Below are 23,358 nucleotides of genomic sequence, written 5' to 3'. Positions count from 1 at the left end.
GGCTCGTACGACGACGGCCACCGCCGCGCAGTGACGACAGGGCATGCGGCGGCCGGCAGCCGACCTGGAGGGTGGAAGGCTCCCGTGGCAGTGCCACGGCGAGAAGGAGACGACACTCCACCCCGGTGTGGGAGCGCTCCCGATCACGAAGTCTTGCCGACGATGAAACATGTGTCAACAACATGTGTCGACCACCGACGACCTGTTACGACGTGATTGCCCGGTACGGCACCGTGGTCCGACACCCCGGGCGACCCGGGCCGGGGTGTGCTCAGGAGGCGAGTGCGGGGAGCCCGATCGGGCTGTCCGGGGGGATGACCGTGTGGCAGGCGCGGGCGACCGGGACCAGCAGCTCACGCAGCCGTTCCGTGCCGTCGGGGCCGAGGGCCAGCCACGGGCGGGCGGCGGCCCGGTCCGTCGCGTCCTCCACGGCGCGTAGGCCGGCCCGCCCCGCCTCGGTGGGCGCGCCGTCGTCGGTCAGCCACCCCCGGTCGACCAGCCGGGCCCGCGCCTGCGCCCACTCGTCCCCGGTCCAGCCCCGGCCGAGCAGGTGCTCCTCCGGCCGGTCCAGCGCGACCCGGAACGCCAACGTCTCGACCGGGTCGAGACCGGCGGCGACCAGGGCCGCCACGTGCCCGTCACCACGGTGCTCGCGTAGCGTGGTGGCCGCCTGCCAGAGCCGGGCCAGCGGGTAGTCCCCGCGCGGCAGGGCGGCGTTCGCCGCGCCGAGCACCCGGCCGGCGGTGTCCGCCCCGACCGCCGCGACCTCCAGCAGTTCGGCCGCCTCGGCCAGGTGCGCCTCGGGAAGCTCGTAGGTGAGTTCGGCGAGCGCCTGCACGGCCCCGGTGAGCCGGGCGCGCAACGCCTCCCCGGGGGCGGCGAGCTGCCACACCGCCGGCAGCGCCCGGCCCACCATCGGCGGGGCGAAGGTGAAGAAGACGGCGGTCACCGGGGCGGCGTCGACCGCCCCCAGCGGGGCGGCCCGGCCCGCGAAGTAACCCCGCCAGTAGCCGCGCAGCCCGATCGCCTCGGTGGCGGCGCGGGCCCGGGGATGGAAGTAGGTGATCGCGTGCACGGGTTCGACGTGCGTCCACATCGACCGGGCGGTGCGCCCGGGGTCGTCCAGCGGCGGCACGCGCACCTCCGGGTCGGTGGGGGTCACCGTGGCGCGGACCGGCCGCCCACGGTGACCCCGAACCTACTGCCGGTAGGTGCCGGCCGGAAGACCCGTGTGGGCTACTGCACCGCCAGCACGTCGACGATGAACCGCAGCGGGCCGGCGGGCGCGCCGGGACGCTGCGGCTTGTCGCCGTACGCCAGGTCGGCGGGGATGTCGAGCTGGACCCGGCTGCCCACGGTCTGACCCTGCATGCCCTGGTCCCAACCGGGGATGACGTTGCCCTGGCCGAGGCCGAAGGTGAACGGCTCGGACCGCTTCCAGGAGGCGTCGAACTCCTCACCGGTCTTGTACGACACACCCACGTAGTTCACGGTGATCTGCTGACCGGCCTGGGCGGCCGGGCCGGTGCCCCGGATCAGCGGGGTGGCCTTGAGCCCGGTCAGCTCACCCTCGCCCTTGCCGGCCTGCGGCTTGGTGCACAGCGCCTGGTCGGCACCCTCGGGCAGCTTGGGGAAGTCACCCGCGCAGCCGGCCGGAGCCGCCGCCGGCTTCGGGTCGTCCTTCTCGCCGTCGCGGACCACCACGAACACCCCGACGATCACCGCGATGACGGCCACGCCGGCGACGGCACCCAGCCACGCCTGCCGGCGCTTGCGCTTCTCGGCGGCCTTCTGGGCCGCCAACTGGGCGGCGAGTCGCCGCTGTGCCTTCGTCTCCGGGGCCTGACCCTGGCCCGCCGAACGGTTCTCCGTACGCTCGCTCACGTCCTCGACTCCCTGCTGGTGTGGGGTGGCCGGCCCGGCGACCGGTTCCGTGGCCAGCGCACACGGTACCCGGATCGATGCCGAGGGTGGGCCGTCGCCCGCCCGTCGTGTCCAGTGAACGGGCCGGGCCTCCCGGTTCGTGCCCGTCTTCCCGGGTGGCGGGGGCCGTCCGGCGGTAGGTTCTCGACCATGGCGATCCTCACCGACGACGACAAGGCCCTGCTCGCCGAGCCGCAGCTCGCCCACGTGGCGACCATCGAGGCGGACGGCACCCCGCACGTCACCCCGGTCTGGGTGGACGTCGACGGCGAGCACATCCTGTTCAACACCGCCAAGGGACGGCAGAAGTACCACAACATCGCCCGCAACCCGGTGGTCGCGGTCTCCGTGGTCGACCGGGCCGACGACTTCCGTACCCTCTGGGTGAAGGGCACCGCCGAGTTCGTCACCGAGGGCGCCGACGCGCACATCGACCGGCTGGCGAAGAAGTACCTCGGGCAGGACACCTACCCGTTCCGGCGGCCCGACGAGGAGCGGGTGATCGTCCGGATCACCCCCACCGAGAAACTCGGCCGGGGCTGACCGACGCACGACCCTCCGGCGGGACGGCCCACCGTCGCGCCGGGGCGTCGGGCGGGTCCGCCGCTCAGGCGCTGCGCCGCGGGGCGGCCTTCTTCGCGGCGGTCTTCTTGGCCGGGGTCTTGGTGGCCTTCTTCTCCGTGGTCTTCTTCGCGGCGGTCTTCTTCGCCGGCTCCGTCTTCTTCTCCGTGGTCTTCTTCGCGGTGGTCCTGCCGGCGGTCTTCTTCGCCGCCTGCTTGGCCGACCGGGCCGACGAGATCGGCGTCGGCTCACCGGCCCCGCCGGAGGGCGTCTCGCCCCGGGCCACCCGGGCCCGTTCCACGGACGCCTTCAGCGCCGCCATCAGGTCCACCGCGGCGGCCGGCGCGGCCTCCTCCTCCGCCGGCTGGACCACCTCGCGGCCCTCCACCTTGGCGTCGATGACCTCCTGCAAGGCCGCCCGGTAGTCGTCGGTGAAGGCGTCCGGCTGGAACTCGCCGGCCATCGAGTCGATCAGGGAGGCGGCCATCGCCAACTCCGGCGGGCGGACCTTCAGGTCCTCGTCGAGGAAGCCGAAGTCGGGGGTACGCACCTCGTCGGGCCAGAGCATCGTGTTGAGCAGCAGCACCCCGTCGCGGACCCGCAGGGTGGCCAACTGCTCCCGCTGGCGCAGCGCCACCTTGACGATCGCCACCCGCTCCGAGTCGGCCAGCGCGTCACGCAGCAGCACGTACGGCTTGGTGGCGGTCCCCTCCGGCTCCAGGAAGTACGCCTTGTTGTAGAGGATCGGGTCGACCTGCTCGGCGGGGACGAACTCCAGCACGTCGATCGCCCGGGAACTGGTCAGCGGCAGGTCGGCGAAGTCGGCGTCGGTGAGGATCACCATTTCGCCGCCGCCCAGGTCGTAGCCCTTGGCGATGTCGTCGTAGCTGACCTCCTCGCCGCAGACCGAGCAGGTGCGCTTGTAGCGGATCCGGCCGCCGTCGTCGCGGTGCACCTGGTGGAACCGGATGTCCTTCTCCTCGGTGGCCGAGTAGAGCTTCACTCCGATCGAGACCAGCCCGAACGACACGGCTCCCTTCCAGATCGCCCGCATGCCGCTGCTCCTCTCACCGCCCCGACCAGGATCGCAAACGATCGAAGCCCCCGCACGTGCTTCCGTGCGCAACTACAGTCGGACAGGTGCCCGGCGCGCCGTTGAAGCCGATGCTCGCGACGACCGGGCCGCTCCCGGTGGGTGCCGGCTGGGCGTACGAGTTCAAGTGGGACGGGGTGCGCGCGCTCGCCGACCTGGCCGGTGGCCACCCGCACCTGTTCGCCCGCTCCGGCGTGGAGATCACCGCCGCTTACCCGGAGTTGGTGACGCTGGCCGAGCAGGTCGACGACGCGCTGCTCGACGGGGAGGTGGTCCTCTTCGACCCGGCCGGGCAGCCGTCGTTCACCGCCCTCGCCGAGCGGATGCACGTGCGGGACCGGGCGAAGGCGGCCCGGCTGGCGGCGACCCTCCCGGTCACGTACATGATCTTCGACCTGTTGCGGTTGCGGGGTGAGGATCTCACCGGGTGGCCGTACCACGAGCGGCGGGCGGCGCTCGACGGCCTGGGGCTCGGCGCGGCCCGGTGGACGGTGCCCCCCTGCTTCACCGACGGCGCGGCGACCTACCAGGCGGCCGGGGAACACGGCCTGGAGGGGGTGCTGGCCAAGCGGGCCGACTCGGTCTACCGGCCCGGGGTGCGTTCGCCGGACTGGGTCAAGGTCAAACTGGAGGTGACAGCCGACTTCGTGATCGGCGGCTGGCGGCCCGGCGCGCGGAGGGTCGGTGGGCTGCTGGTCGGGGTACCCGGCCCGGACGGGCGGCTCACCTACCGGGGGCGGGTCGGTGGTGGGATCGGCGCGGCCCTGGAACGGGAACTGCTGCGCGAACTCGAACCGCTGCGCGTCGACGGGTCGCCGTTCGCCGGGGACGTGCCGCGCGAGGACGCCCGGGGCGCGATCTGGGTGACCCCCCGGATCGTGGTGGAGGTCAGGTACGGCCAGCGCACCCCGGACGGGCGGCTGCGCTTCCCCCGGGTGCTGCGGCTGCGCCCCGACAAGCCACCCGGGGAGGTGGAGGATGCCTGAGCGGGTGAAGGTGGAGGTCGACGGCCGGACGGTGGAGCTGTCCAACCTGGACAAGGTGCTCTATCCGGAGGCCGGCTTCACCAAGGGCGAGGTGATCGACTACTACACCCGGATCGCCCCGGTGCTGCTGCCGCACCTGGCCGACCGGGCGCTGACCCGGATCAGGTTCCCCAACGGCGTCACCGGCGGCTCGTTCTTCGAGAAGAACGCCCCCGCCGCCACCCCCGCCTGGGTGCGCACCGAGACGCTGCCGGTGCCCGGGTCGAGCAGGGGTCGGGAGACCATCGACTACGTGGTCGCCGACGACCTGCCCACCCTGGTCTGGCTGGCCAACCTCGCCGCCCTCGAACTGCACACCCCGCAGTGGCGGATCGGCACCCACCCGGACCTGATGGTGGTCGACCTCGACCCGGGGCCGCCGGCCAGCCTGCGGCAGTGCTGCCGGGTGGCGGTTCTGCTGCGCGACCGGCTCGCCCGCGACGGGGTGACGGCGTACCCGAAGACCTCCGGTAAGAAGGGCATGCAGCTCTGCTGCCCGGTCAGCGCCACCCAGGACGCCGATCTCGTCTCCGACTACGCGAAGCGGATCGCCCAGGAGCTCGAACGGGAACACCCGAAGCTGGTCGTGTCGAGGATGGCGAAGAACCTGCGGCCGGGGAAGGTCTTCATCGACTGGAGCCAGAACAACGCGGCGAAGACGACTGTCGCGCCGTACTCGCTGCGGGCGCAGTCGACCCCGGCGGTGTCGACCCCGCTGACCTGGGACGAGGTCGAGGCGGGGGCGGCCGGGAAGCGGCCTTCGGCGAAGCCGTACACCGCCGGGGAGGTGCTGCGGCGGGTGGAGAAGTCCGGCGACCTGCTCGCCGCGCTGCTCGACGGCGGTCCGACGCTGCCGACGGCGTGAGCCGCGTCCTGTCACCGCGCGGCCGCCCCGGCCGACCCGGGTGCTGTGGCGGGTCGGCCGGGGCGTCGGGTCAGCGGCCCCCGAAGACCTTCCGGTACGTGCCGAGGCGCAGCAGCACCGTCTCGCCCGTGGCGTCGAGCACGCCGTCGTTGTCGGTGATCGCGTACACCTGGCCGTCGCCGCCGATGGTCAGCCCCTCCAGCTTCTCCTGGGTCCAGCCGTTGGTGGCCCGCAGCGCCGGCAGCACGTCGACGGCGAGCGTCTTGGGCAGCACGGTCAGCGGGCCGGCGGCGGCCGGGCCGGTCGGCAGCGGCACGGTGTAGATCCGCTTGACGGCGGCGGCCGGGCCGTTGAGCTTGTCCCGCTCGATCACGGCGAGCCGGTCACCGACCACGGTGATCTCGGAGAGCCCGATCCAGTCCCCGGGGACGGTGGTGCCCTCCAGCCGGTAGCCGAACCAGCTCCAGCTGTCGGCGGTCACGTCGTACCGGCCGATCCGGACGACACCGGTCGGGTCGGTGGCGACCTCCCGCTGGAGCACCGCCCAGACGATCTCCCGGCCGTGCCGGTCGGTGCTCGCGGTGACCCCCTCGAAGCCCTGCTTGCCCAGCCCGGCGGCGACCTGGGCCGGCAGCGGCACGACCTGCTCGGTGCGCCCGTCGCCGTTCAACCGGACCAGCCGGTTCTCGCTGCCCTTCGCCCCCTCGACGGCCAGCCAGAAGCCGCCCTGCGGTCGGGCGAAGATCCCCTCCGCGTCGTACCCGACGGGGGTGCCTGCGGCGTCGGTCACGGTGGTCGCGTCGGTGATCACGGCCGGCGAGCGTCGGGTGTCGACGGTCAGGAGCCGGGTCGGCGTGTACGCGGCGTCGGTGACGGTGTGGAGCTGCTGCGGCCGGCCCGGTACGGCGGACAGCGCGCCCAGCGCCCCCCAGCCGATTGGCGCGCCCTGCGCGTCGTCGGCCGAGACGATGCCCGGGAAGGCCGGCTTCTGCTCACCGAGCCGGTAGAGCGACACCGAGGCGCGGACGCCCACCGAGGCGTCGTCGGTCTCGCTGGATACCGCGAGCAGGTCACGGGAGGGGATGGGGAGCAGCCCCTCCGGGCCGTTGGTGGTGGGCAGCACCTGGCGCAGCACCGGGGCGGTGGGCCGGGTGAGGTCGTAGACGGCGACGAAGTTGCTCCGTTCCGAGCCGACGAACGCGTACCGCACGCCGTGGTACTCGGCGATCGCCACGCCCTCCGGCTCGGTGCCCTTCTTGGCGGCCCGGTCGTTGTTGTGCAGCCCGTGGCGGACGGCCAGCCGTTCGAACGTGTTGCCGGCGTCCCAGGCCACCTGCCCGGTCCGGCTGTCGAAGACCGACCAGCCGCGGGTGCCACCCTGCCAGTCGCCCTCGTTGGCGGTGGCCAGGTAGCGGTCGTTGATCCAGGCCACCGCGTCGGGCTCGCGGGGGACGTCGGTGATCGATCCGGTCAGGTCGATCCGGCCGTCCTTGACGGTGTCGATGCCGTCGACCGAGGCGGTGCCGGCGCTGAAGGCACTGGTGATCCGGCCGGTCGGCAGGTCCACCAGCACGACCCCGTTGTTCTCCTGGAGGGTCACCGCGAGCTGGTTACGCCCGTTGATCGAGACGTACTCGGGTTCCGGGTCGGTGGGCTCGGTGATCCCGGCGGCGGCCAGCACCGGCAGCGCCCCGCCGTCGGGCGCGGTCAACGGCACGGTACGCAGCTTCCACCGCTGCGGCGTGGCCTTGCCGTCGAGGTCGAGAAGCTGGACGAAACCGGCGGGCACCTGCGGCAGGTCGCCCTTCTTGCGACCGGGCGGGGTGGCGTCCTCGTCCCGCTCGTTCTCGATGGCGATCGCCGCGTACCGCTCGTCGTGGCTGATCGCGACCGAGTCGGGCTGCCCGCCGAGGTCGATGCTGCGGACCCGCTGGCGGGTGGCCAGTTCGATCACGTCGAGGCGGCCGGAGGGGGCGGTGTAGCTGGCGCTGGTGTTCACCACGACCAGCACGTAGCGGCCGACGACCGCCACCGAGGTCGGCTCGTCCTCGGCGTCGCCGAGCTGCGCCAGGGAGAGGGTGCCGAGGCCGCGCGGCTGATCCGGCCGCCCGATGTCGAGGAAGCCGATCCGCCGGGCCGCCGCGTCGGTGTAGACCAGGGTACGGCCGTTCGGGCTGACCGCGGAGATCTCGGCGACCGTGGCGGTGGTCGGGTCCTCGCCGGCGGGCCGGTTCTGGAACACCGGGTAGGTGGCGGTGCGGTCGAAGTTGAGCTTCCGGTCCGGGTATCCCCGGCCGGCCGCCGTACCGCCCGGGGCGGGGTGGTCCGGGGCGGCGACCGCACCGCCCGGGGCGGTCAGGGTGGCCAGCGCCAGGCCGGCCGCCACCGTCGAGGCGAACACTCTTCTCGCTGTCACTGCTCCTCCGAACGTTTCGATTCGGACGGAGGCTGGCAGGCGTGACCGAGCGCCGGCCGACCAGCGGGTTAACGGCCGGCGACGGGCCGGCGGTGAGCTGGCTCGCCGGCCTCGTCGTTTCGGTTCCTCTTCCCTGGTCGAAGGGGTGGTCGGGCGGCCCGGGCCGGTCACCGCACGACGACGGCCGATCCGGTCAGCGCTCGATGATGGCACCGTTCGCGTCGATGCCGTGGTCACGCCAGTAGACGTCCCACTCGTCGTCGACGTGCTGCGGGACCTTGCCCTGCGGATACCGGACGTACGGCGCGGTCGGCTCCTGGCCGTCGGGGAAGCAGGCGCTGCCGCCCTGCCCGCCCACCGCGATCGCCGGGTACTCGCCATCGCTGCAGATGCTCTCCCGGTAGCCGCAGCCGCTGGTCAACAGCAGGCCGCCCAGGCCCACACCGGCAAGAACGATCATGATCCGCGTACGCATGGGTCGAGTCTCGTGGCGGCGGGCGCCGCTGTCATGCGCACGCGTACTCAACTCCGGGGGTCGGAGATCCCGCGCGTGCGAGGGGCGTCCCTGTCGGTCCGGTCCTGCTCCCTCGCACGCGGGGACGATTCACGCGGGCACGGTTCCTCGGGTTCGCCGCTGCCGCGACCTGAACCGCTCGCCCGGTGGTCCTAGCCGGGCTGCCAGGCCCGGAAGTACCAGCCGTTGTACTGGGTGTCGGGCAGGGTGCGGTAGACGCAGCCGCCGAGGACCTCGCCACCCATGCTGATGACATCCTGGCGGGAGGCTTCACACTCGTCGTAGGTGGCGAAAGCGCCGTTCCAATCGAATGGCACGGCGGCGGCCGGGGCCGGCTGGACCGTGAAGCTGACGGCTGCGGCGGCGGTGGCGACCACCGCGAGGCGGGTGAGCCTGCGGCGGAACGGCTGTGGCATGGCGAGTCCTTCCGGAGTGGTGAGGAGCCTGCCCGACGATCATAGATCTACGTCCACCGATCGGTGGTCCGCCATTCGGGCAGCCCGGAACGGTCGGTGTCGGGGGGTCTCCCCGTCGCTGTACGCCGGGGGCGGAACTGTTCACCAACCCGGCGACCCGGCTCTGGTGGCGGCCGTCGCCGGGCCGTTCGGTGGCGGGTGGGCCCGGTAGGGTGAGGCGATCCGTCCGGACAGGAGGCCCGATGGCTGCCCCGCTCGCCGTCACCCCGCCGATCGATGCGCCTGGGCAGGTCGAACGGCCGCTGCTGACCTACCACGACGACGCGACAGGCGAGCGGACCGCATTGACCGCCGGCCAGCTCGGCGGCTGGGCGGCGCGCACCGCCGGGCTGTTGCGCGACGGGTGCGGGCTGGGACCGGGCAGCCGGGTCGCGGTGCTGCTGCCGCCGCACTGGCGTACCGCTGCGGTGTTGCTCGGGGCCTGGTCGGTGGGGATGGCGGTGTCGTTCCGACCGCGTGCCACCGCCGGGTTGCCGGTCCTCGAACCGGGCGGCGACCGGCCGTACGACGCGGTGTTCGTCACTCCGGAGCGTCTCGACGACTGGCTGGAGGACGTGCCCGAAGGGGTGCACCGCTACCTGGTGGGCACCGGCCCCGGGTCGCTGGCCGACGTGCCGGTGGGCTGGCTCGACTGGTCTGCCGAGGTGCTCCGGCACGCCGACACCCCACCCGACCACGCCGCCGTCCACCCGGCCGCACCGGCCACCCCCGACGGTACGAGCTACGCCAACTGGGGACGCCTGGCGAAGGAGGTCGCCGCACAGCTCGACCTGCGCCCCGGCGACCGCCTGCTGGTCGACGCCGCCGAACACGAACAACCGGTGAAGTGGCTGCTCGCCCCCCTGGCTGTCGGCGCGTCCACAGTCATCTGTGCCAACCTCGACCCCGCCGGGTTGGCTGCCCGCATCTCCACCGAACACGTCACCCACGTGCTCTGACTCTGCCCGCCCCGCCTCCGCCCCGCGTCGGCGTTGCGCCCTCCGCTCCTGCGCGCCCCGGTGATCAAGAGATTTGCGCCTACTTCGATCCGGTGCAGAAAGGCGCGGATCTCGGCAGGGTCTACGCCACGCCGACGATGGTTGAAGCACCGCTCGCGGATCTGCCAGGGGTGCGGCGGGGACGGGCGCTCCGACTGCTCCGCGCTCCGCCCGCCCGGGGCGGAACTGTCAGGGGCGTCAAGATCGGATCGCGATAAGAAGCACTTTCCCCGGCGTGTCGTCTCCCTTTCGGCAATCCGATCATGTGGTGGGTCTGTGCTGGTGGGGCGCGGTGCCGGCGGAGCAGGTGGCGCACGATTCGCTGCCTTCGGCGCGGCCATCGTGGCCTGGATCGAGGAGATCGGCCTCCTACCCCGGAACTGAGCCTTCCGCCCTGTGATCAAATCGGGGAAGGCGAGGTGGAGGTGTCGAAGCAGATCCGATACCGCTACCTCGCCTTCCGAGATGATCATGACGAGGGTGACCCGGCGGGTGGGTCAGCAGGTGGTGTTGCCGGCGGGGACCCAGCCGTCCAGGGACGGGTCCTCGGCGCCGTGGCCGTAGATCCAGGTGTCGTTGTCCTCGGACCAGCCCTGGCCGTGCCAGCGGAAGCCGCGACCGGCGGTCAGGGTGCGCAGGACCTGGCCGTGCGGTGCCGTGCGCAGCCAGGTGTTCTGCGTGAGGTTGCAGACGAAGCCGGGCGCGTCGCTGGCCGAGGCCGGCGTGGCGGCCACGACGGTGACCGGGGCGACGACGAGCGCGACCGCCAGGGCGTGCAGATTTCGGCGTTTCACTCGGAATCCCTTCGACGTGTCGGTGTCACTGTCCACTGTGGACACCGTACCTGCCGGGGGGCGTGGCTGCCGGTCGGGCGGGGCGGCGGGGCCGTCCACTGAGTCGTCGACGTCATCAGCTCGAAAGGACACGCAGCGACCATCCACACCCGCAGACCCGAAGACACCGGCCGGGCCGGAGCAGCGAGGCCGGAGCCGGGTCAGTCGACCGTGGGCAGCTTCGGGCCGAGGACGTCGTCGGCGTCGACGATCGTGTACGCGTACCCCTGCTCGGCGAGGAAGCGCTGCCGGTGGGCCGCGTACTCGGTGTCGATGGTGTCCCGGGAGACCACCGTGTAGAAGTGCGCCTGCCGACCGTCGGCCTTCGGGCGGAGCACCCGGCCCAACCGCTGCGCCTCCTCCTGCCGGGAGCCGAACGTGCCGGACACCTGGATCGCCACCGCCGCCTCGGGCAGGTCGATGGAGAAGTTGCCGACCTTCGAGATGACCAGCGTGCGCAGCTCACCCGAGCGGAACGCGTCGAACAGCCGCTCGCGCTCCTTGTTGGTGGTGGAACCCTGGATGATCGGCGCGTCCAGATACTCCCCGAGCTGGTGCAACTGGTCGATGTACGCCCCGATCACCAGCACCTGGTCGTCGGGGTGCCGCTGCACGAGGGCGCGAACCACCGGCAGCTTCGTCCGGGCGGTCGCCGCCATCCGGTAACGCTCCTCGGCCTCCGCCGTCGCGTACGACATCCGCTCCGTGTCGGTCAGGGTGACCCGGACCTCGGTGCACTCGGCCGGAGCGATCCAGCCCTGTGACTCGATGTCCTTCCACGGCGCGTCGTACCGCTTGGGGCCGATCAGGCTGAACACGTCACCCTCCCGGCCGTCCTCGCGGACCAGGGTGGCGGTCAGGCCCAGCCGGCGGCGGGCCTGGAGGTCGGCGGTGAACCGGAAGATCGGCGCGGGCAGCAGGTGCACCTCGTCGTAGACGACCAGACCCCAGTCGCGGGCGCCGAACAGGTCCAGGTGGGTGAACGCGCCGCCGCGCCGCGAGGTGAGCACCTGGTACGTGGCGATGGTGACCGGACGGATCTCCTTGCGCTCGCCCGAGTACTCCCCGATCTCGTCCTCGGTGAGCGAGGTGCGGGCGATCAGCTCCCGCTTCCACTGCCGGCCCGCGACCGTGTTGGTGACCAGGATCAGCGTGGTCGCCTTCGCCTCGGCCATCGCCGCCGCGCCGACCATGGTCTTGCCCGCCCCGCAGGGCAGCACCACCACCCCGGACCCGCCGGCCCAGAACGCCTCCACCGCCTCCCGCTGGTACGACCGCAGCGTCCACGGTTTGCCGCCGTCCTTGCCGGCCTCGGTCAGCTCGATCGGGTGCGCCTCGCCGTCGACGTACCCGGCCAGGTCCTCCGCCGGCCAGCCCAGCTTGAGCAGCGCCTGCTTCAACCGACCCCGCTCGGACGGGTGCACCCGGATCGTGTCGTCGTCGATCTTGTCACCGAGCATCCCGGCGAGCTTCCTGCTCTTGGCGACCTCGATCAGCACCATCCGGTCCAGTCCCCGCAGCACCAGGCCGTGGGCCGGGTCGTTGGCGAGCTGGAGCCGGCCGTACCGGTCCATCGTGTCGGCCACGTCCACCAGCAGGGCGTGCGGCACCGGGTAGCGGGAGAACTTCAGCAGCGCGTCGACCACGGCCTCGGCGTCGTGCCCGGCGGCGCGGGCGTTCCACAGCCCCAGCGGGGTGAGCCGGTAGGTGTGCACGTGCTCCGGGGAACGCTCCAGCTCGGCGAAGGGCGCGATGGCCATCCGACAGGACTGCGCGTCCGGGTGGTCGATCTCCAGCAGCAGCGTCTTGTCGGACTGCACGATCAGTGGTCCACCGCTCACGCCAGGTCCCCCTCCTCGGCCGGATGCCCCGACCGACGGCGAATCCCGCCGCAGGTCGACCATCCAGTGTTGCACGGGGGTGGGAGACTGCCAGAAAATCTTCGCAATGGGTGCAACGTTTCCCGGGGGACACACGTCTACCAGTGGGACGACCGATCCGGGGAGGCACACTATGCAGGTCCGCCACAGAGCCCGGGTCGTCGCCCTGGCCATGGTCATGCTGGTCGGCGCCGGTGGGTGTGCGTCCGTGCCGCAGGCCGATCCGGGTGGCACTGGAGGAGGGCTCGCCCCGGTCGGCAGTGCGGAACAGGTAACGGGGGCGGGTGCCTCCTCCCTGCCCGACCAGCTGACCGGGTCCGGCACGAAGCCCCGGCACCGGGAGAAGCCGCAGCCGAAGGTCCGCGCCACCAAGACCCCGAAGGCGTCGACCGGGCGTCGCCCGCGCGTCCCGCAGAAGTCCAACCAGACCCGCTGCCAGCTGGGCGAGCACCAGCGTGAGGTGGAGACGTACCTGGCCCGGCTGGGCGGGTTCGGCACGGTCACCGTGGACGGCCGGCAGACCGACGCCGACTGCGCCGCGATCAAGAAGTTCCAGCAGCGGTACGACATCCGCCCCGCCGAGGGTCGGGCCGGCCCGTTGACGCTCGACGTGGCGAAGCGACTGGCCACCACCGACGTCAAGCGCTGCTCCGCAGGCTCCGGCACCACCTTCTGCGTCGACCTGACCCGGCAGACCACCTGGGTGATGCGCGACGGCAAGGTGGTCGCCAAGCCCACCGTCACCCGGACCGGGATGGCCGGGTACGCCACCCCCGCCGGCACGTACAAGGTGAACCTGCGCAACCTGAAGGAGTGGTCCAACCCGTACGAGGTGTGGCTGCCCTACTGGCAGCGCTTCAACGGCGGGATCGGCTTCCACGAGACCACCACCTACCTGCACAACTCGGGGATCGGCTCGCACGGCTGCGTCAACCTGCTGCACGCCGACGCGGTGCGCTGGTGGGAGTTGGGCAAGGTCGGCTCCCGGGTGGTCCTGGTCGGTCGTCGCCCCGGCACCTGAGCCTTCCGTCCACCCTGCCCGTCTCGCCTCCGGCCCCTCGACAGTTGTCCATAGGGGCCGGATCGGGGGTATTTCCCCCTGTCCGTCCTGGCGACCGGGTGCCACCCTGGAAGCCGGGGGCCGGACGGGGTGGGAGGGCTGGGATGAGCGTCGACCACGAGATGATCGCCGAGGACGCGGCGAACGGCGAGCAGGTGACACCGACCGACGAGGTGTCCACGGCCACCATGGTCGGGTACGCCGTCGCCGGGATCGCCGTCGTCGGGTGGTTCCTCTTCGGGTGGCTGGTGCAGCGGCAGGGTTTCATCGACTCGGTCGGTGAGGCCGCCGGCACCGGCTTCGCCCTGCTGCTCGTCGTCTCCGTCGTCGGCACCGTCCGCCGCAGCCGCCGCTGAGGCCGCAGCGGCGGACGCCGCCGGGCGGTCAGTTCTCCCGGACGGCCGCGGTGATCCGGTGCAGGGCGAAGGTGTGCAGCATCTCCGTCCGCTCGTCCTCGGCACGCAGGTAGCCGGCACCGATCGACACCGGCCGCAGCAGCCGGGACAGCGTCGCCCCGTGGGCGTCGACGTAGCCGACCCAGACCAGCGCCTTGTCCCGGACCGCCTGCTGGAGCACCGCCAGCGCCTCGGCGTGACCGTGTGCGGGCATCGGTCCGGCCGCCGCGCGGGCCGCACCGCCGCGGACCACCGCCGGGGCCCGCCGGGCCGCCCGCGCCGCCGCCTCGCCCCGCCGGATCTGCTCCACCACACCCAACAGCCGGGGCAGCGCCAACCGGGGCGTGGCCAGCGGATCCACCGCCCGTCCGGTCGGCACCCGGGCCGGGGCCCGCCGCACCCGGGGCCGGGCCAGCACCGTGGTGCCGGTGGCGTCCTCGGGCACCGGGGAATACCCGGCGTCACGCAGCGCGGTCAGCATCCGTCCCACCTGGTACGGGGTGCACAGCACCGTCGGGGCCAACCGGCGGAACGCCAACGCCGTCAACCGCCGGTCGGCCAGCACCTCCGCGAGCAGCGCCTCGTCGTCGCTGCGCACGTACCCGCCGGCGGAGCCGACCCGCAGCCCACCGTGCTGACGGGCCACGTCGTCCACCAGGTAGGTCAACCCCTGCGGAATCGGGGTACGGGACCGGCGGCGGAACAGGTCGTGCAGATCGTCGGCCGTGTAGCCGGAGTCCAGGGCCCGCCGGACGCTCGCCGTGGTGACCCGGTGGACGCTGGCCCCACCCGCCGACTCCGGCTCGGTCACCGTCTCCAGTTCGGCGGCGAGGGTCGGGTCGGGTGGGCCGGGCACCACCACGCTCAGGTCGGCCTGCACCAGGAAGTGGTCGACCGGCGCGGGAAGCAGGGCGTCCAGCGCCCGTACCGTGCCCGACGGGTCACCGCTGTCGACGTCGGAGCGTAGCCCCAGCGGGTCGTCCCCACCCCGATCGTCGGTGTCCGTCACGTCGGCGAGCAGGAGCCGTCCGTACGAGGTGAGCGCGCCGAGGCCGGTCACCCCCAGCCGGGCCGCCTCGGTCAGCACCTCCCGGTGTGCGGCCTCGCGCCCCCGGCTGCGTCGGGGTGCCCGCCAGTCGAGCAGCGCCAGCACCTCCTCGGCGGTGGGGGCGGTGGCCGGTTCCAACTCGGCCAGCACCCCGAGCACCGCCCGGCGGGCGGCCGGCGCGCCGGCCCGTTCCGCCTCGGCGGAGAGCACACTGATCGGCCGGTCCCGGTCGTCGCGCTGCCCCACCAGACCGGCCTGCCGGCTCATCGTCAACCACGCGCGGGCCAGCTGCTCCCAGCGGTGGGCCAGCGACACCGCCCGCCACACCTCGTACGCCCCGGTGGGCAGCACCTGCTGTTCGCCGCCGTACCTGCTCGCGGCGGCGGGGAGATCAAGCTCGCCGAGGAGACCTGCCGCGTACGCCACCTCGACCAGCAGCGCGGTCGTCGACTCGTCCAGGGAAACCGTACGGGCCAACCGGCGCAGGTCGCGTACCCCGATCCCGCCGGAACGCAGCACCGGTGCCGGCTCGGCGGTCAGCGCCTCCAGCAGCGCCTCGGTGTGCCGTACCACCTCCATGGTCTGCCCGACCCCGGCGGAGTCGACGGCCTTGGGTTCCCGGGGCGGTGCCGCGACCGGCGGCGGGTCGATCCGCAGCGGTCCGAGCGGGCCGGTGTCCCGGCGCAGCAGCAGTCCCACCTCGCGGGGCAGCTCGACCGTCCCGGCGGAGACCGCCACCAGCAGCCGGGCCTCGACCAGCCAGCGCACCGGCGACCCGGTCGGGGCGCCACCGTTGGTCGGGTCGGGCGGTACGTCGTCCTCCGCACCGAGCGCCGGCGCCTGCAGCGATCCGGGCGGCACGCTGCCGACCGGTGGACCGGCGGCGAGCCGGTCCAGGATCGCCCGCGCCGACGGGGGCGCGGCGAGTAGCGTCCGGCGCAGTTTCGCGGCGTCCGCGCAGAGTGCCGCCGCCCGCAGGTCCAGCTCCTCCGCCGGTCGACCCAGCCCCGCCGGGTACGGGGCGAGCTCGTCCACGCTGCCGGTGACCCGCAGCGCATGCTCCGGGCCGTACAGCAGGAACCGGGCGCGGAGCCGGTCGACCGCGCCACGGACCGTGGCCGGGGCGGGCGGGTGCGGCCCGGCGGCGGCCAGGGCGAGGACCGCCTCGGTGGAGGTGGTGCCCTCCGACGGGTCCCGGGTGAGCCGGGCGGCGTCGAGGATCTGGAGGGTGAACTGGTCCAGCCCGTCGAGCGCGCGGGCGACCGACACCCGCGACTCGGCCCGCAGGGCGAGCGCGGAGACGTCGGCCGGCACCGGCACGACGAGGTCGGGCCGCAGTTGGAGCAGCGCGGCGAGCGCCTCGTCGGGCAGCGCACGCAGCTGGTCGGCGAGTGAGGTGGTCATCGTCGTTCCACGCTAGCCCGCTGGCGCCCGATCGCGCCGCCCGGACGTCCGGCCCGGGCGACCTGTCCGGGTACCTTCGCAGAATGTCCGCGCTGATGGTCGGGTTCGACCTCGACATGACCCTGATCGACTCCCGCCCCGGCATCGCCGCCGCCTACCGCGCCCTCACCGCCCGTACGGGTGTGCCGGTCGACGCCGAGCTGGCGGTCTCCCGGCTCGGCCCGCCGCTGCGCACCGAACTCGCCCACTGGTTTCCGGCCGAGCAGGTCGAGGAGGCGGTGACGCTCTACCGGGAGCTGTACCCGGCGTACGCGATCACCCCGTCGGTGCCGATGCCCGGGGCCCGGGAGGCCGTCGAGGCGGTGCACGCGCACGGCGGACGGGTGATGGTCGTCACCTCCAAGATCGGGCGGCTGGCCCGGCTGCACCTGGACCACCTCGGGCTGGCGGTCGACGAGTTGGCCGGTGACCTCTTCGCTGAGCAGAAGGCGACCTCGTTGCGGGAGCACGGTGCCGCCCTCTACGTCGGTGACCACGTGGCGGACATGGTGGCGGCCGGGGCGGCCGGCATCCCGGGCGTGGGCGTGGCCACCGGCCCCTGCCCGGCGGACGACCTGCGCGCGGCCGGGGCGCAGGTGGTGCTCGACGACCTCACCGGATTCCCGGCGGCGCTCGACCGGATCATCGGGCTAGCCTTGGAGCAGTAGTCGTATCGAGTGAAGCAGGGGTCTCCAAGGTGCCGACGGGGCGAGTGAAGTGGTATGACGCGGCCAAGGGATACGGGTTCGTCACCAGCGACGAGGGTGGCGACGTGTTCCTGCCGAAGGGCGCGCTGCCGGCAGGTGTCACCGACCTCAAGGGTGGGCAACGGGTCGACTTCAGCGTGGTGGACAGCCGGCGCGGCGCCCAGGCGATGGGGGTCAAGCTGCTGGACGCACCACCGTCCATGGCCGAGCTGCGCCGCCGGCCGGCCGAGGAACTGCACGGCCTGGTCGAGGACATGATCAAGGTGCTGGAGGCGAAGGTCCAGCCGGATCTGCGCCGGGGCCGGTTCCCCGACAAGAAGACCGCGCAGAAGATCGCTCAACTGGTCCACGCGGTGGCCCGCGAGCTGGAGGTCTGAGGCACCAGCCCGGCGTCGGCGGCCCGGCCCAGCAGCGCCTCCACGGCGGCGAACCCCGCGTCCCCCAGGTCGGCGGTGAACTCGTTGACGTAGAGGCCGATGTGCCGGTCCACCACGTCGGCCTCCATCTCCTGCGCGTGCGCGAGCACGTACCCCCGGCTGGCCGAGGGGTCGGCCCACGCCTGGCGTACCGACTCGCGGACCCAACCGGCGGCGGCCACCGGGTCCACCACACCCTTGCGGGCCAGGATCGCCCCGAGCGGGATGGGTAGGCCGGTGTCGGCCTCCCACCACTCGCCCAGGTCCACCAGCGCGGTCAGCCCGTGCCGGTGGTAGGTGAACCGGGCCTCGTGGATCACCAGCCCGGCGTCGTACCGGCCGGCCGCGACGCCCGGCATGATCTCGTGGAACGGGACGATCTCGATCCGGGCCGGCGGCCGTCCGGCCGACCAGAGCCGGAACAGCAGGTACGCCGTGGTCCGGTCACCGGGCACCGCCACCGTGGCCCCGCCCAGGTCGACCCGGTCGGCCTCCCCACGGGTGAGCACGAGTGGGCCGCAGCCACGGCCGAGCGCGCCGCCGCAGGGCAGCAGGTGGTAGTCGTCGAGCAGCCAGGGGAGAGCGGCGTAGCTGACCTTCACCAGATCGAAGGCGCCCCGTTCGGCAGCGGTGTTGGTGACGTCGACGTCGGCGAAGGTCACCTCGACCGGCGGCGCACCCGGCACCCGGCCGTGCACCAGCGCGTCGAAGACGAAGGTGTCGTTGGGGCAGGGCGAGATCGCCAGGGAGAGCGCCACGGTTCCACGGTAACCCCGCTCCCGACCGTCCTCCCGTCGCGCCCGCCCCGATGTGATCCCGCCCCCTGCCGATGACATTCGTCCTGTCGGCGGCCCGCTGTGGTCGGAGCCGCTGTGCCCTGGCTCGGCTCGGCCCGGCCCGGCCCGGCTCGGCCCCGGCCTCGGCCCGGCCCGGCTCGGCCCCGGCCTCGGCCCGGCCCGGCTCGGCCCCGGCCCGGCCCGGCCCCGGCCCCGGCCTCGGCCCGGCTCGGCGGGTCGGGGCTGCTGGCCGGATGCTCCGATCGTTCCGCAGGGTCGGTCGGGGTCGGAGTTTCCGGGCAGACCCAGGCGGGGTCGGAGTACTCCTACGCGTCCTTTCGATCTGACGGCGTCAGCGATTCAGGAACCGGCTCCCGCGTCTGGGCATCCGCCCTGCCGGATGGTTGGCCCAGTGGTCCGGGTGCCTGGGTGGTTCGGGTGGCGCGGTGGTCCGGGTGCCTGGGTGGTTCGGGTGGCGCGGTGGTCCGGGTGCCTGGGTGGTTCGGGTGGCGCGGTGGTCCGGGTGCCCCGGTGGTCCAGGTGCCCCGGTGGGCTTGGTGATTCGGTGAGGTCATCAGCTCGAAAGGATGCGACCTCGATACCTTGTCCCCAGCTCCAGCGGGTTTCCACAGGGTTATCCACAGGTCGGTGAAGGGCTGTTGAAACAGCGCCGACGCAACGGGAGCATGGCGGGGTGACGACGGAGGATGCCCCGCTGGCCGACCTGGGCCGGACGGTCCGCGCGCTGCGCCGTGTGGCCGACCTTAGCCAGCGGGAACTGGCCCGGCGTGCCGGGGTGCCCCAGGCGACCATTGCCCGGATCGAGTCCGGCAGGGCGACCGACCCACGGTTCCACACGGTCGAGCGCCTGGTGCGGGCGGTCGGCGGGACCCTGACGGTGGCACTGCCTGTCGAGCCGGCGTCGTCGGTGGCCCCGACCACCGCCCCGACCACCGCCCCGACCGTGGCGTCGGCTGCCGGGGTGACCTGTGCGCTGCCGCCGGTGCCGCACGACGACATGCGGGACACCGCCGGGCGGCGCTATCCGGCCCACCTCGACGTCTGGCCGGTGCGGGAACCGAAGGACTGGCCGGGTGCCTGGTGGGCGGACTGGTACAACTTGCCGCCCCCGTTGTGGCCGCTGCGGTTGCCGCCGGCGGCGTACGAACGGAACCGGAGACACCGGGACCGGCGGCGGGCGGCGGAGCAGGTCCGACGGGACGTCAGGGTCCGGTGGGTGGAGGGTGACGGGCGGCCGGCGACCGCATGGCGGTTCGTGGCCGAGCTGCCCGACGGCACCCTTCTGGGGGAGCTGCGCGCCCACGAGCGGGACCTGCACCTGGTTTATGGGGACGACTGGGACTGGCCGCGTGAACTCGTACTCGACGGGGTGCTGGTCGCGGCCGGGCACCGCCGGATCGGCATCGGTGACCGGCTGGTGGCGGCCATGGCTCAGCGGATGGACGAGACGGGCATCGGCCTGGTCCGCACGGTGGTCGAGGAGCACATCGCCATCCGCTTCCTGTCGGCCTGCGGGTTCCGGGTGGGGCCCGCCCGCCCCCTCGCCATGGCCCTGGAACGCCCGGCCGGTCCTGCGCCCCGGCCATCCCGACCGCCGTAGCCACCGTCCGGCCGTCCAGACTGATGCAACCGCCCGGCCGCTCTCGGGCGCGTCTCAGGACAGCGCGCGGGCCGCCTCGGTCAGGGCGGTGAACGCCTCCCGCATCCGCCAGCCGTCGCGGTCCCGGGGGCCGACGGGGTTCGAGACGGTACGCAGCTCGGCGAAGGGAAGGCCGGCCTGTGTGGCGGCGACCGCCACCGCGTACCCCTCCATGGCCTCGGCCACCGCGTCGGGGTGCCGGTCGGTCAGGGCGGTGGTGCTCGCGGCCGTGCCGGTGACCGTGCCGACCGTCAGCACCGCCCCGACGACCGCCCGCGGGAGGGCGGCGCGCAGCGCGCCCAGCAGTGTCGGATCGACGTCGATGGTGGGACCGCCACCGAGCAGCTCCGGGGGCATGCCCAACTCGTCGACGGGGATGAAGCCCGTCGGCGACTCGGCCCCGAGGTCCGCGGCGACGCTGCGGGAGGCGAGCACCGTGGCGCCGACCGGGGCGCGGCCGACGAAACCGCCGGCGATCCCGGCGCTGACCACCGCGCGGTAAGGGCGGCCGGCAGCCTCGGCGAGGGCCAGCATCCGGGCCGTGGTGGCACCGGCCACGGCCGGACCCACACCGATCGTGCGGACGGTCACCGTCGGATCGGTAAGCCCGGCCCGGACGGCCTCCGCCTCGGCCGGTACGGCGGTCAGCACCAGCAGGCCCGTCACGACACCGACCCCGGCGACTGCCGTCGCTGGTCGTCGTCGACACCGCTGCCGCTGCCCGTCACGGCCGAGGACGGCCGGTAGATGTGGTACCCCGGCGGGGCCAGCCCGTCGGCGGAATGCCCGGAGTCGCCCGCCCCGCTCGGTGCCGGTGAGGTGGGGGCGGCACGGGCCGCCGCCTCGGCCGCCGCGTCGTCGGCGGCCCCGCCCGTACCGTCGGCGGGGTCGGTCGGATCTACGGGGTCGGGGCGGGCGCGGCGGGCCTCGTCGGTGGCGGTGTCGGCCTGGTCGTGGGCGGCCAACTCCTCGTCGGTGAGCGGCCGGCCGAGCAGTCGCTGGGCGCGGAGCCGCCCGGCCACGACGACCCCCCGGACGGCGGCGAGGACACCCACCCCGGCGGCGACCGCGATGCCGATCCGACCCTCGAACGGCACGAGACCGAGCCCACCCCCGGCGACGAAGGCGAGCATCAGAACGGTCTCCGAGTGGGCAAAGGAACTGGCCCGCAGCCGTTCGGGGATCCGTTCCTGGATCGAGGCGTCGACGGCGAGCTTGGCGATCCCGCTGGACAGGGCGGCGACCAGGCAGAACAGTGCCACCATCGGCAGCGAGAACTTCAACACGGTCAGGATGCCCACCCCGGCCACGATGATCATCGTGCTGGACTGGATGGCCGCCGGCCGGTGGATGCGCAGCCGGGTGCCGACCGCGGTGGCCAGGAACCCGCCCACCGCCAGTGCCCCGCCGATCAGGCCCAGCGCCGCCTGGTCGTTGAGTTCCCGGCCGAACAGGTCGTTGGTCAGGTCCCCCTTCTTCAGCGCGAACGCCAGGAAGAGCAGGAGGAAGCCGTAGAGCGCGCGGAGCCCCGCCGCCCCGATCAGAGTGGCGATCACCAGCCGGCCCGCCGGTCGCCCCCGGCCCAGCGGACGGTCGCCCTTGCGGCGCAGCGCCCGCAGCGGTCGGGGCACCCGCTCGGGCGGCTCGGAGTCCGCCCGGGGCGGCAGCCGCAGCGCGATCACCATGCCGACCAGGAAGATGACCGAGGCGACCCGCAGCGGCCACTGCGGCCCGAACCAGAACGCCGCAAGCCCCAGCGGGGCCACCAGCGCCCCGGCCACCGTGCCGTAGACGCTGGCCCGCGCCCCCACCTGGGACAACCCGAGCCCCTCCGGCAGCAGCCGGGGTACGGCGGCGGACCGGGCCACCCCGTACGCCCGGGAGAGCGCCAGCACGCCGAACGCGGCCGGATAGAGCCCGAGGCTGCCGAGGTAGTCGGAGATCAGCCAGGCGAGGAAGGCCCGGCCGAGCATGGTGGTGGCGAGCGCGTACCGGCGGCCGTGTCGGAAATGGTCGAGCAGCGGACCGACCACGGGGGCCAGCATCGCGAACGGCACCATCGTGACCAGGAGGTAGAGCGCGACCTTGCTGCGGGCCTCGCCGAGCGGGACGTCGAAGAAGATGGTCCCGGCCAGGCCGATGGCGATCAACGTGTCCCCGGCGCAGGAGACGGCGTGCAGGTCGAACAGGCGGACCATGCCGGCCTCGCCGCCGGCCCCCCGCGCGCGGGCCGAGCCGGCGCGGCGGGTCACCCAGCGTCCGCCGTTGACCGAGCCGCGTAGCAGCAGGCGGGTGGCGCGGATGCCGGTGCCGACGGTCCGTCCCAGGACGGACGACCCGGAGCGGGAGAACAGCGGCATGTGCACCATCCTTGCCCATCTGCTCCAGCTACGCCGCACCTGAGGGGAAGACTCACTCGGGGAGTGCCTGTCGGCGCGCGGCGCGCATGGGGAACAATGGTCGGGTGACCAGGCCCGCTCCCGCCCGTGCCGCCCGCCTCGACCAGGTCTGCGCCGCCGCCGTCGAGGTGGCCCGCGACGCGATCACCGAGGTGGAGCCCTCCGACATCGGCGACCACCTGCGGGCCGTCGCCGAGGGCGACCGGGTCGTCACCCACTATTTCGAGTGTCTGCTCGGTGGCTACCGGGGCTGGCGCTGGGCGGTGACGGTCACCCGGGTGCCGCGCAGCCGGCAGGTCACCGTCTGTGAGACGGTGCTGCTGCCCGGCTCCGACGCGCTGCTCGCGCCGGGCTGGCTGCCCTGGCAGGAACGCCTCCAGCCGGGTGACCTCGGCCCCGGTGACCTGCTGCCCACCCCGTCGGACGACGACCGGCTCGCCCCCGGCTACCTGCTCTCCGACGACCCTGCCGTCGAGGAGACCTCCTGGGAGTTGGGCCTGGGCCGCCCCCGGGTGCTGTCCCGCGAGGGACGGGCCGAGGCGGCCCAACGCTGGTACGACGGCGACCACGGCCCGTCGGCGCCGATCTCCACCGCCGCCCCCGCGTCGGCCCGCTGCGGCACGTGCGGCTTCTACCTGCCGCTGGCCGGTGCGCTCCGGCAGGCGTTCGGGGCCTGCGGCAACTTCTACGCCCCGGACGACGGTCGGGTGGTCAGCGCCGACCACGGCTGCGGCGCGCACTCGGAGACCCTGGTGGAGACTCCCGAGCCGGTGGTCGACGAGCTTCCGACGGTGTACGACGACAGTGCGGTCGAGTCGATGACGGTGGACGTCGCGCCCACGGCCGACGAGCCGGCGCCGGTGGAGTCGACCGACCCCGCCTGATCGGCCT

The 23,358-nt window shown here is 73.5% G+C and carries 22 protein-coding genes; 10 read left to right on the top strand and 12 right to left on the bottom strand.

The window, feature by feature from the left end; genetic code table 11:
* Window positions 1-271 precede the first annotated feature (271 nt).
* Both ACN260_RS27075 and ACN260_RS27070 read right to left on the bottom strand, forming a co-directional pair.
* The gene (locus ACN260_RS27075; protein ID WP_422756841.1) at window positions 272-1,096 is read right to left on the bottom strand and encodes an SCO6745 family protein; all 825 of its coding nucleotides are present in this window, start codon (window positions 1,094-1,096) and stop codon (window positions 272-274) included.
* Between the two features lie 140 nt (window positions 1,097-1,236).
* A complete protein-coding gene (locus tag ACN260_RS27070; protein ID WP_422753657.1) occupies window positions 1,237-1,884 on the bottom strand; it encodes an FKBP-type peptidyl-prolyl cis-trans isomerase in 648 nt (215 codons plus the stop codon).
* A 189-nt stretch (window positions 1,885-2,073) separates the two neighbouring features.
* On the opposite strand from ACN260_RS27070, the gene ACN260_RS27065 reads away from it, so the two are divergent.
* Window positions 2,074-2,466, top strand: coding sequence for a PPOX class F420-dependent oxidoreductase (locus ACN260_RS27065; RefSeq protein ID WP_422753656.1), 393 nt, complete (start codon window positions 2,074-2,076; stop codon window positions 2,464-2,466).
* Between the two features lie 64 nt (window positions 2,467-2,530).
* Here ACN260_RS27065 and ACN260_RS27060 read toward each other — a convergent pair whose 3' ends face one another.
* Window positions 2,531-3,538: a Ku protein gene (locus ACN260_RS27060; RefSeq protein WP_422753655.1), complete on the bottom strand. Its 1,008-nt coding sequence runs from the start codon at window positions 3,536-3,538 to the stop codon at window positions 2,531-2,533.
* A gap of 86 nt (window positions 3,539-3,624) precedes the next feature.
* Between ACN260_RS27060 and ligD (ACN260_RS27055) the strand changes: the two genes are divergently transcribed.
* Window positions 3,625-4,563, top strand: coding sequence for a non-homologous end-joining DNA ligase (gene ligD / locus ACN260_RS27055; RefSeq protein WP_422753654.1), 939 nt, complete (start codon window positions 3,625-3,627; stop codon window positions 4,561-4,563).
* Complete coding sequence (gene ligD, locus ACN260_RS27050; RefSeq protein WP_422753653.1) at window positions 4,556-5,467, top strand: non-homologous end-joining DNA ligase; 912 nt, start codon at window positions 4,556-4,558, stop codon at window positions 5,465-5,467. Before ligD (ACN260_RS27055) ends, ligD (ACN260_RS27050) begins: the two co-directional genes overlap by 8 nt.
* Before the next feature lie 70 nt (window positions 5,468-5,537).
* Here the strand turns inward: ligD (ACN260_RS27050) and ACN260_RS27045 are convergent, their stop codons facing one another.
* From ACN260_RS27045 to ACN260_RS27035, 3 genes are all read right to left on the bottom strand, one after another.
* A complete protein-coding gene (locus ACN260_RS27045) occupies window positions 5,538-7,883 on the bottom strand; it encodes an esterase-like activity of phytase family protein (protein ID WP_422753652.1) in 2,346 nt (781 codons plus the stop codon).
* A gap of 193 nt (window positions 7,884-8,076) precedes the next feature.
* Complete coding sequence (locus tag ACN260_RS27040; protein WP_422753651.1) at window positions 8,077-8,358, bottom strand: SCO0607 family lipoprotein; 282 nt, start codon at window positions 8,356-8,358, stop codon at window positions 8,077-8,079.
* A 191-nt stretch (window positions 8,359-8,549) separates the two neighbouring features.
* Window positions 8,550-8,813: a hypothetical protein gene (locus ACN260_RS27035; RefSeq protein ID WP_422753650.1), complete on the bottom strand. Its 264-nt coding sequence runs from the start codon at window positions 8,811-8,813 to the stop codon at window positions 8,550-8,552.
* A 242-nt stretch (window positions 8,814-9,055) separates the two neighbouring features.
* Between ACN260_RS27035 and ACN260_RS27030 the strand changes: the two genes are divergently transcribed.
* Window positions 9,056-9,811, top strand: coding sequence for a TIGR03089 family protein (locus ACN260_RS27030; protein ID WP_422753649.1), 756 nt, complete (start codon window positions 9,056-9,058; stop codon window positions 9,809-9,811).
* A 536-nt stretch (window positions 9,812-10,347) separates the two neighbouring features.
* Here ACN260_RS27030 and ACN260_RS27025 read toward each other — a convergent pair.
* Together ACN260_RS27025 and ACN260_RS27020 are read right to left on the bottom strand one after the other, a co-directional pair.
* Window positions 10,348-10,644, bottom strand: a complete 297-nt coding sequence (locus tag ACN260_RS27025; protein WP_422753648.1) for a hypothetical protein — start codon at window positions 10,642-10,644, stop codon at window positions 10,348-10,350.
* A gap of 200 nt (window positions 10,645-10,844) precedes the next feature.
* A complete protein-coding gene (locus ACN260_RS27020; protein ID WP_422753647.1) occupies window positions 10,845-12,524 on the bottom strand; it encodes a DNA repair helicase XPB in 1,680 nt (559 codons plus the stop codon).
* Window positions 12,525-12,696: 172 nt separating this feature from the next.
* Between ACN260_RS27020 and ACN260_RS27015 the strand changes: the two genes are divergently transcribed.
* A complete protein-coding gene (locus ACN260_RS27015; protein ID WP_422753646.1) occupies window positions 12,697-13,584 on the top strand; it encodes a L,D-transpeptidase family protein in 888 nt (295 codons plus the stop codon).
* 161 nt (window positions 13,585-13,745) lie between these two features.
* Window positions 13,746-13,979, top strand: a complete 234-nt coding sequence (locus ACN260_RS27010) for a hypothetical protein (RefSeq protein WP_422756840.1) — start codon at window positions 13,746-13,748, stop codon at window positions 13,977-13,979.
* Between the two features lie 28 nt (window positions 13,980-14,007).
* Here ACN260_RS27010 and ACN260_RS27005 read toward each other — a convergent pair whose 3' ends face one another.
* Complete coding sequence (locus ACN260_RS27005) at window positions 14,008-16,470, bottom strand: helicase-associated domain-containing protein (RefSeq protein ID WP_422753645.1); 2,463 nt, start codon at window positions 16,468-16,470, stop codon at window positions 14,008-14,010.
* Between the two features lie 83 nt (window positions 16,471-16,553).
* On the opposite strand from ACN260_RS27005, the gene ACN260_RS27000 reads away from it, so the two are divergent.
* Both ACN260_RS27000 and ACN260_RS26995 read left to right on the top strand, forming a co-directional pair.
* A complete protein-coding gene (locus ACN260_RS27000; protein ID WP_422753644.1) occupies window positions 16,554-17,177 on the top strand; it encodes an HAD family hydrolase in 624 nt (207 codons plus the stop codon).
* A gap of 29 nt (window positions 17,178-17,206) precedes the next feature.
* Window positions 17,207-17,593: a cold-shock protein gene (locus tag ACN260_RS26995; protein ID WP_088643517.1), complete on the top strand. Its 387-nt coding sequence runs from the start codon at window positions 17,207-17,209 to the stop codon at window positions 17,591-17,593.
* Here the strand turns inward: ACN260_RS26995 and ACN260_RS26990 are convergent.
* Window positions 17,554-18,390 carry a 1,4-dihydroxy-6-naphthoate synthase gene (locus tag ACN260_RS26990; RefSeq protein WP_422753643.1) on the bottom strand — a complete coding sequence of 279 codons (837 nt, stop codon included), beginning with the start codon at window positions 18,388-18,390 and terminating at the stop codon, window positions 17,554-17,556. The genes ACN260_RS26995 and ACN260_RS26990 overlap by 40 nt on opposite strands.
* A gap of 712 nt (window positions 18,391-19,102) precedes the next feature.
* Here ACN260_RS26990 and ACN260_RS26985 point away from each other — a divergent pair.
* Window positions 19,103-20,029: a GNAT family N-acetyltransferase gene (locus tag ACN260_RS26985; protein WP_422753642.1), complete on the top strand. Its 927-nt coding sequence runs from the start codon at window positions 19,103-19,105 to the stop codon at window positions 20,027-20,029.
* A gap of 54 nt (window positions 20,030-20,083) precedes the next feature.
* On the opposite strand, the gene ACN260_RS26980 is transcribed toward ACN260_RS26985, so the two are convergent.
* Complete coding sequence (locus tag ACN260_RS26980; RefSeq protein WP_422753641.1) at window positions 20,084-20,734, bottom strand: futalosine hydrolase; 651 nt, start codon at window positions 20,732-20,734, stop codon at window positions 20,084-20,086.
* Window positions 20,731-22,428: an MFS transporter gene (locus ACN260_RS26975; RefSeq protein ID WP_422753640.1), complete on the bottom strand. Its 1,698-nt coding sequence runs from the start codon at window positions 22,426-22,428 to the stop codon at window positions 20,731-20,733. Before ACN260_RS26975 ends, ACN260_RS26980 begins: the two co-directional genes overlap by 4 nt.
* A gap of 86 nt (window positions 22,429-22,514) precedes the next feature.
* On the opposite strand from ACN260_RS26975, the gene ACN260_RS26970 reads away from it, so the two are divergent.
* On the top strand, window positions 22,515-23,351 hold the full coding sequence (locus ACN260_RS26970; RefSeq protein ID WP_422753639.1) for a DUF3027 domain-containing protein: 837 nt from the start codon (window positions 22,515-22,517) through the stop codon (window positions 23,349-23,351).
* Window positions 23,352-23,358: the final 7 nt, after the last annotated feature.

The organism is Micromonospora sp. WMMD708, from assembly GCF_049315245.1.
Taxonomy (GTDB): Bacteria; Actinomycetota; Actinomycetes; order Mycobacteriales; family Micromonosporaceae; genus Micromonospora; species Micromonospora wenchangensis.
This window is presented reverse-complemented; position numbering and strand designations above follow the sequence as displayed.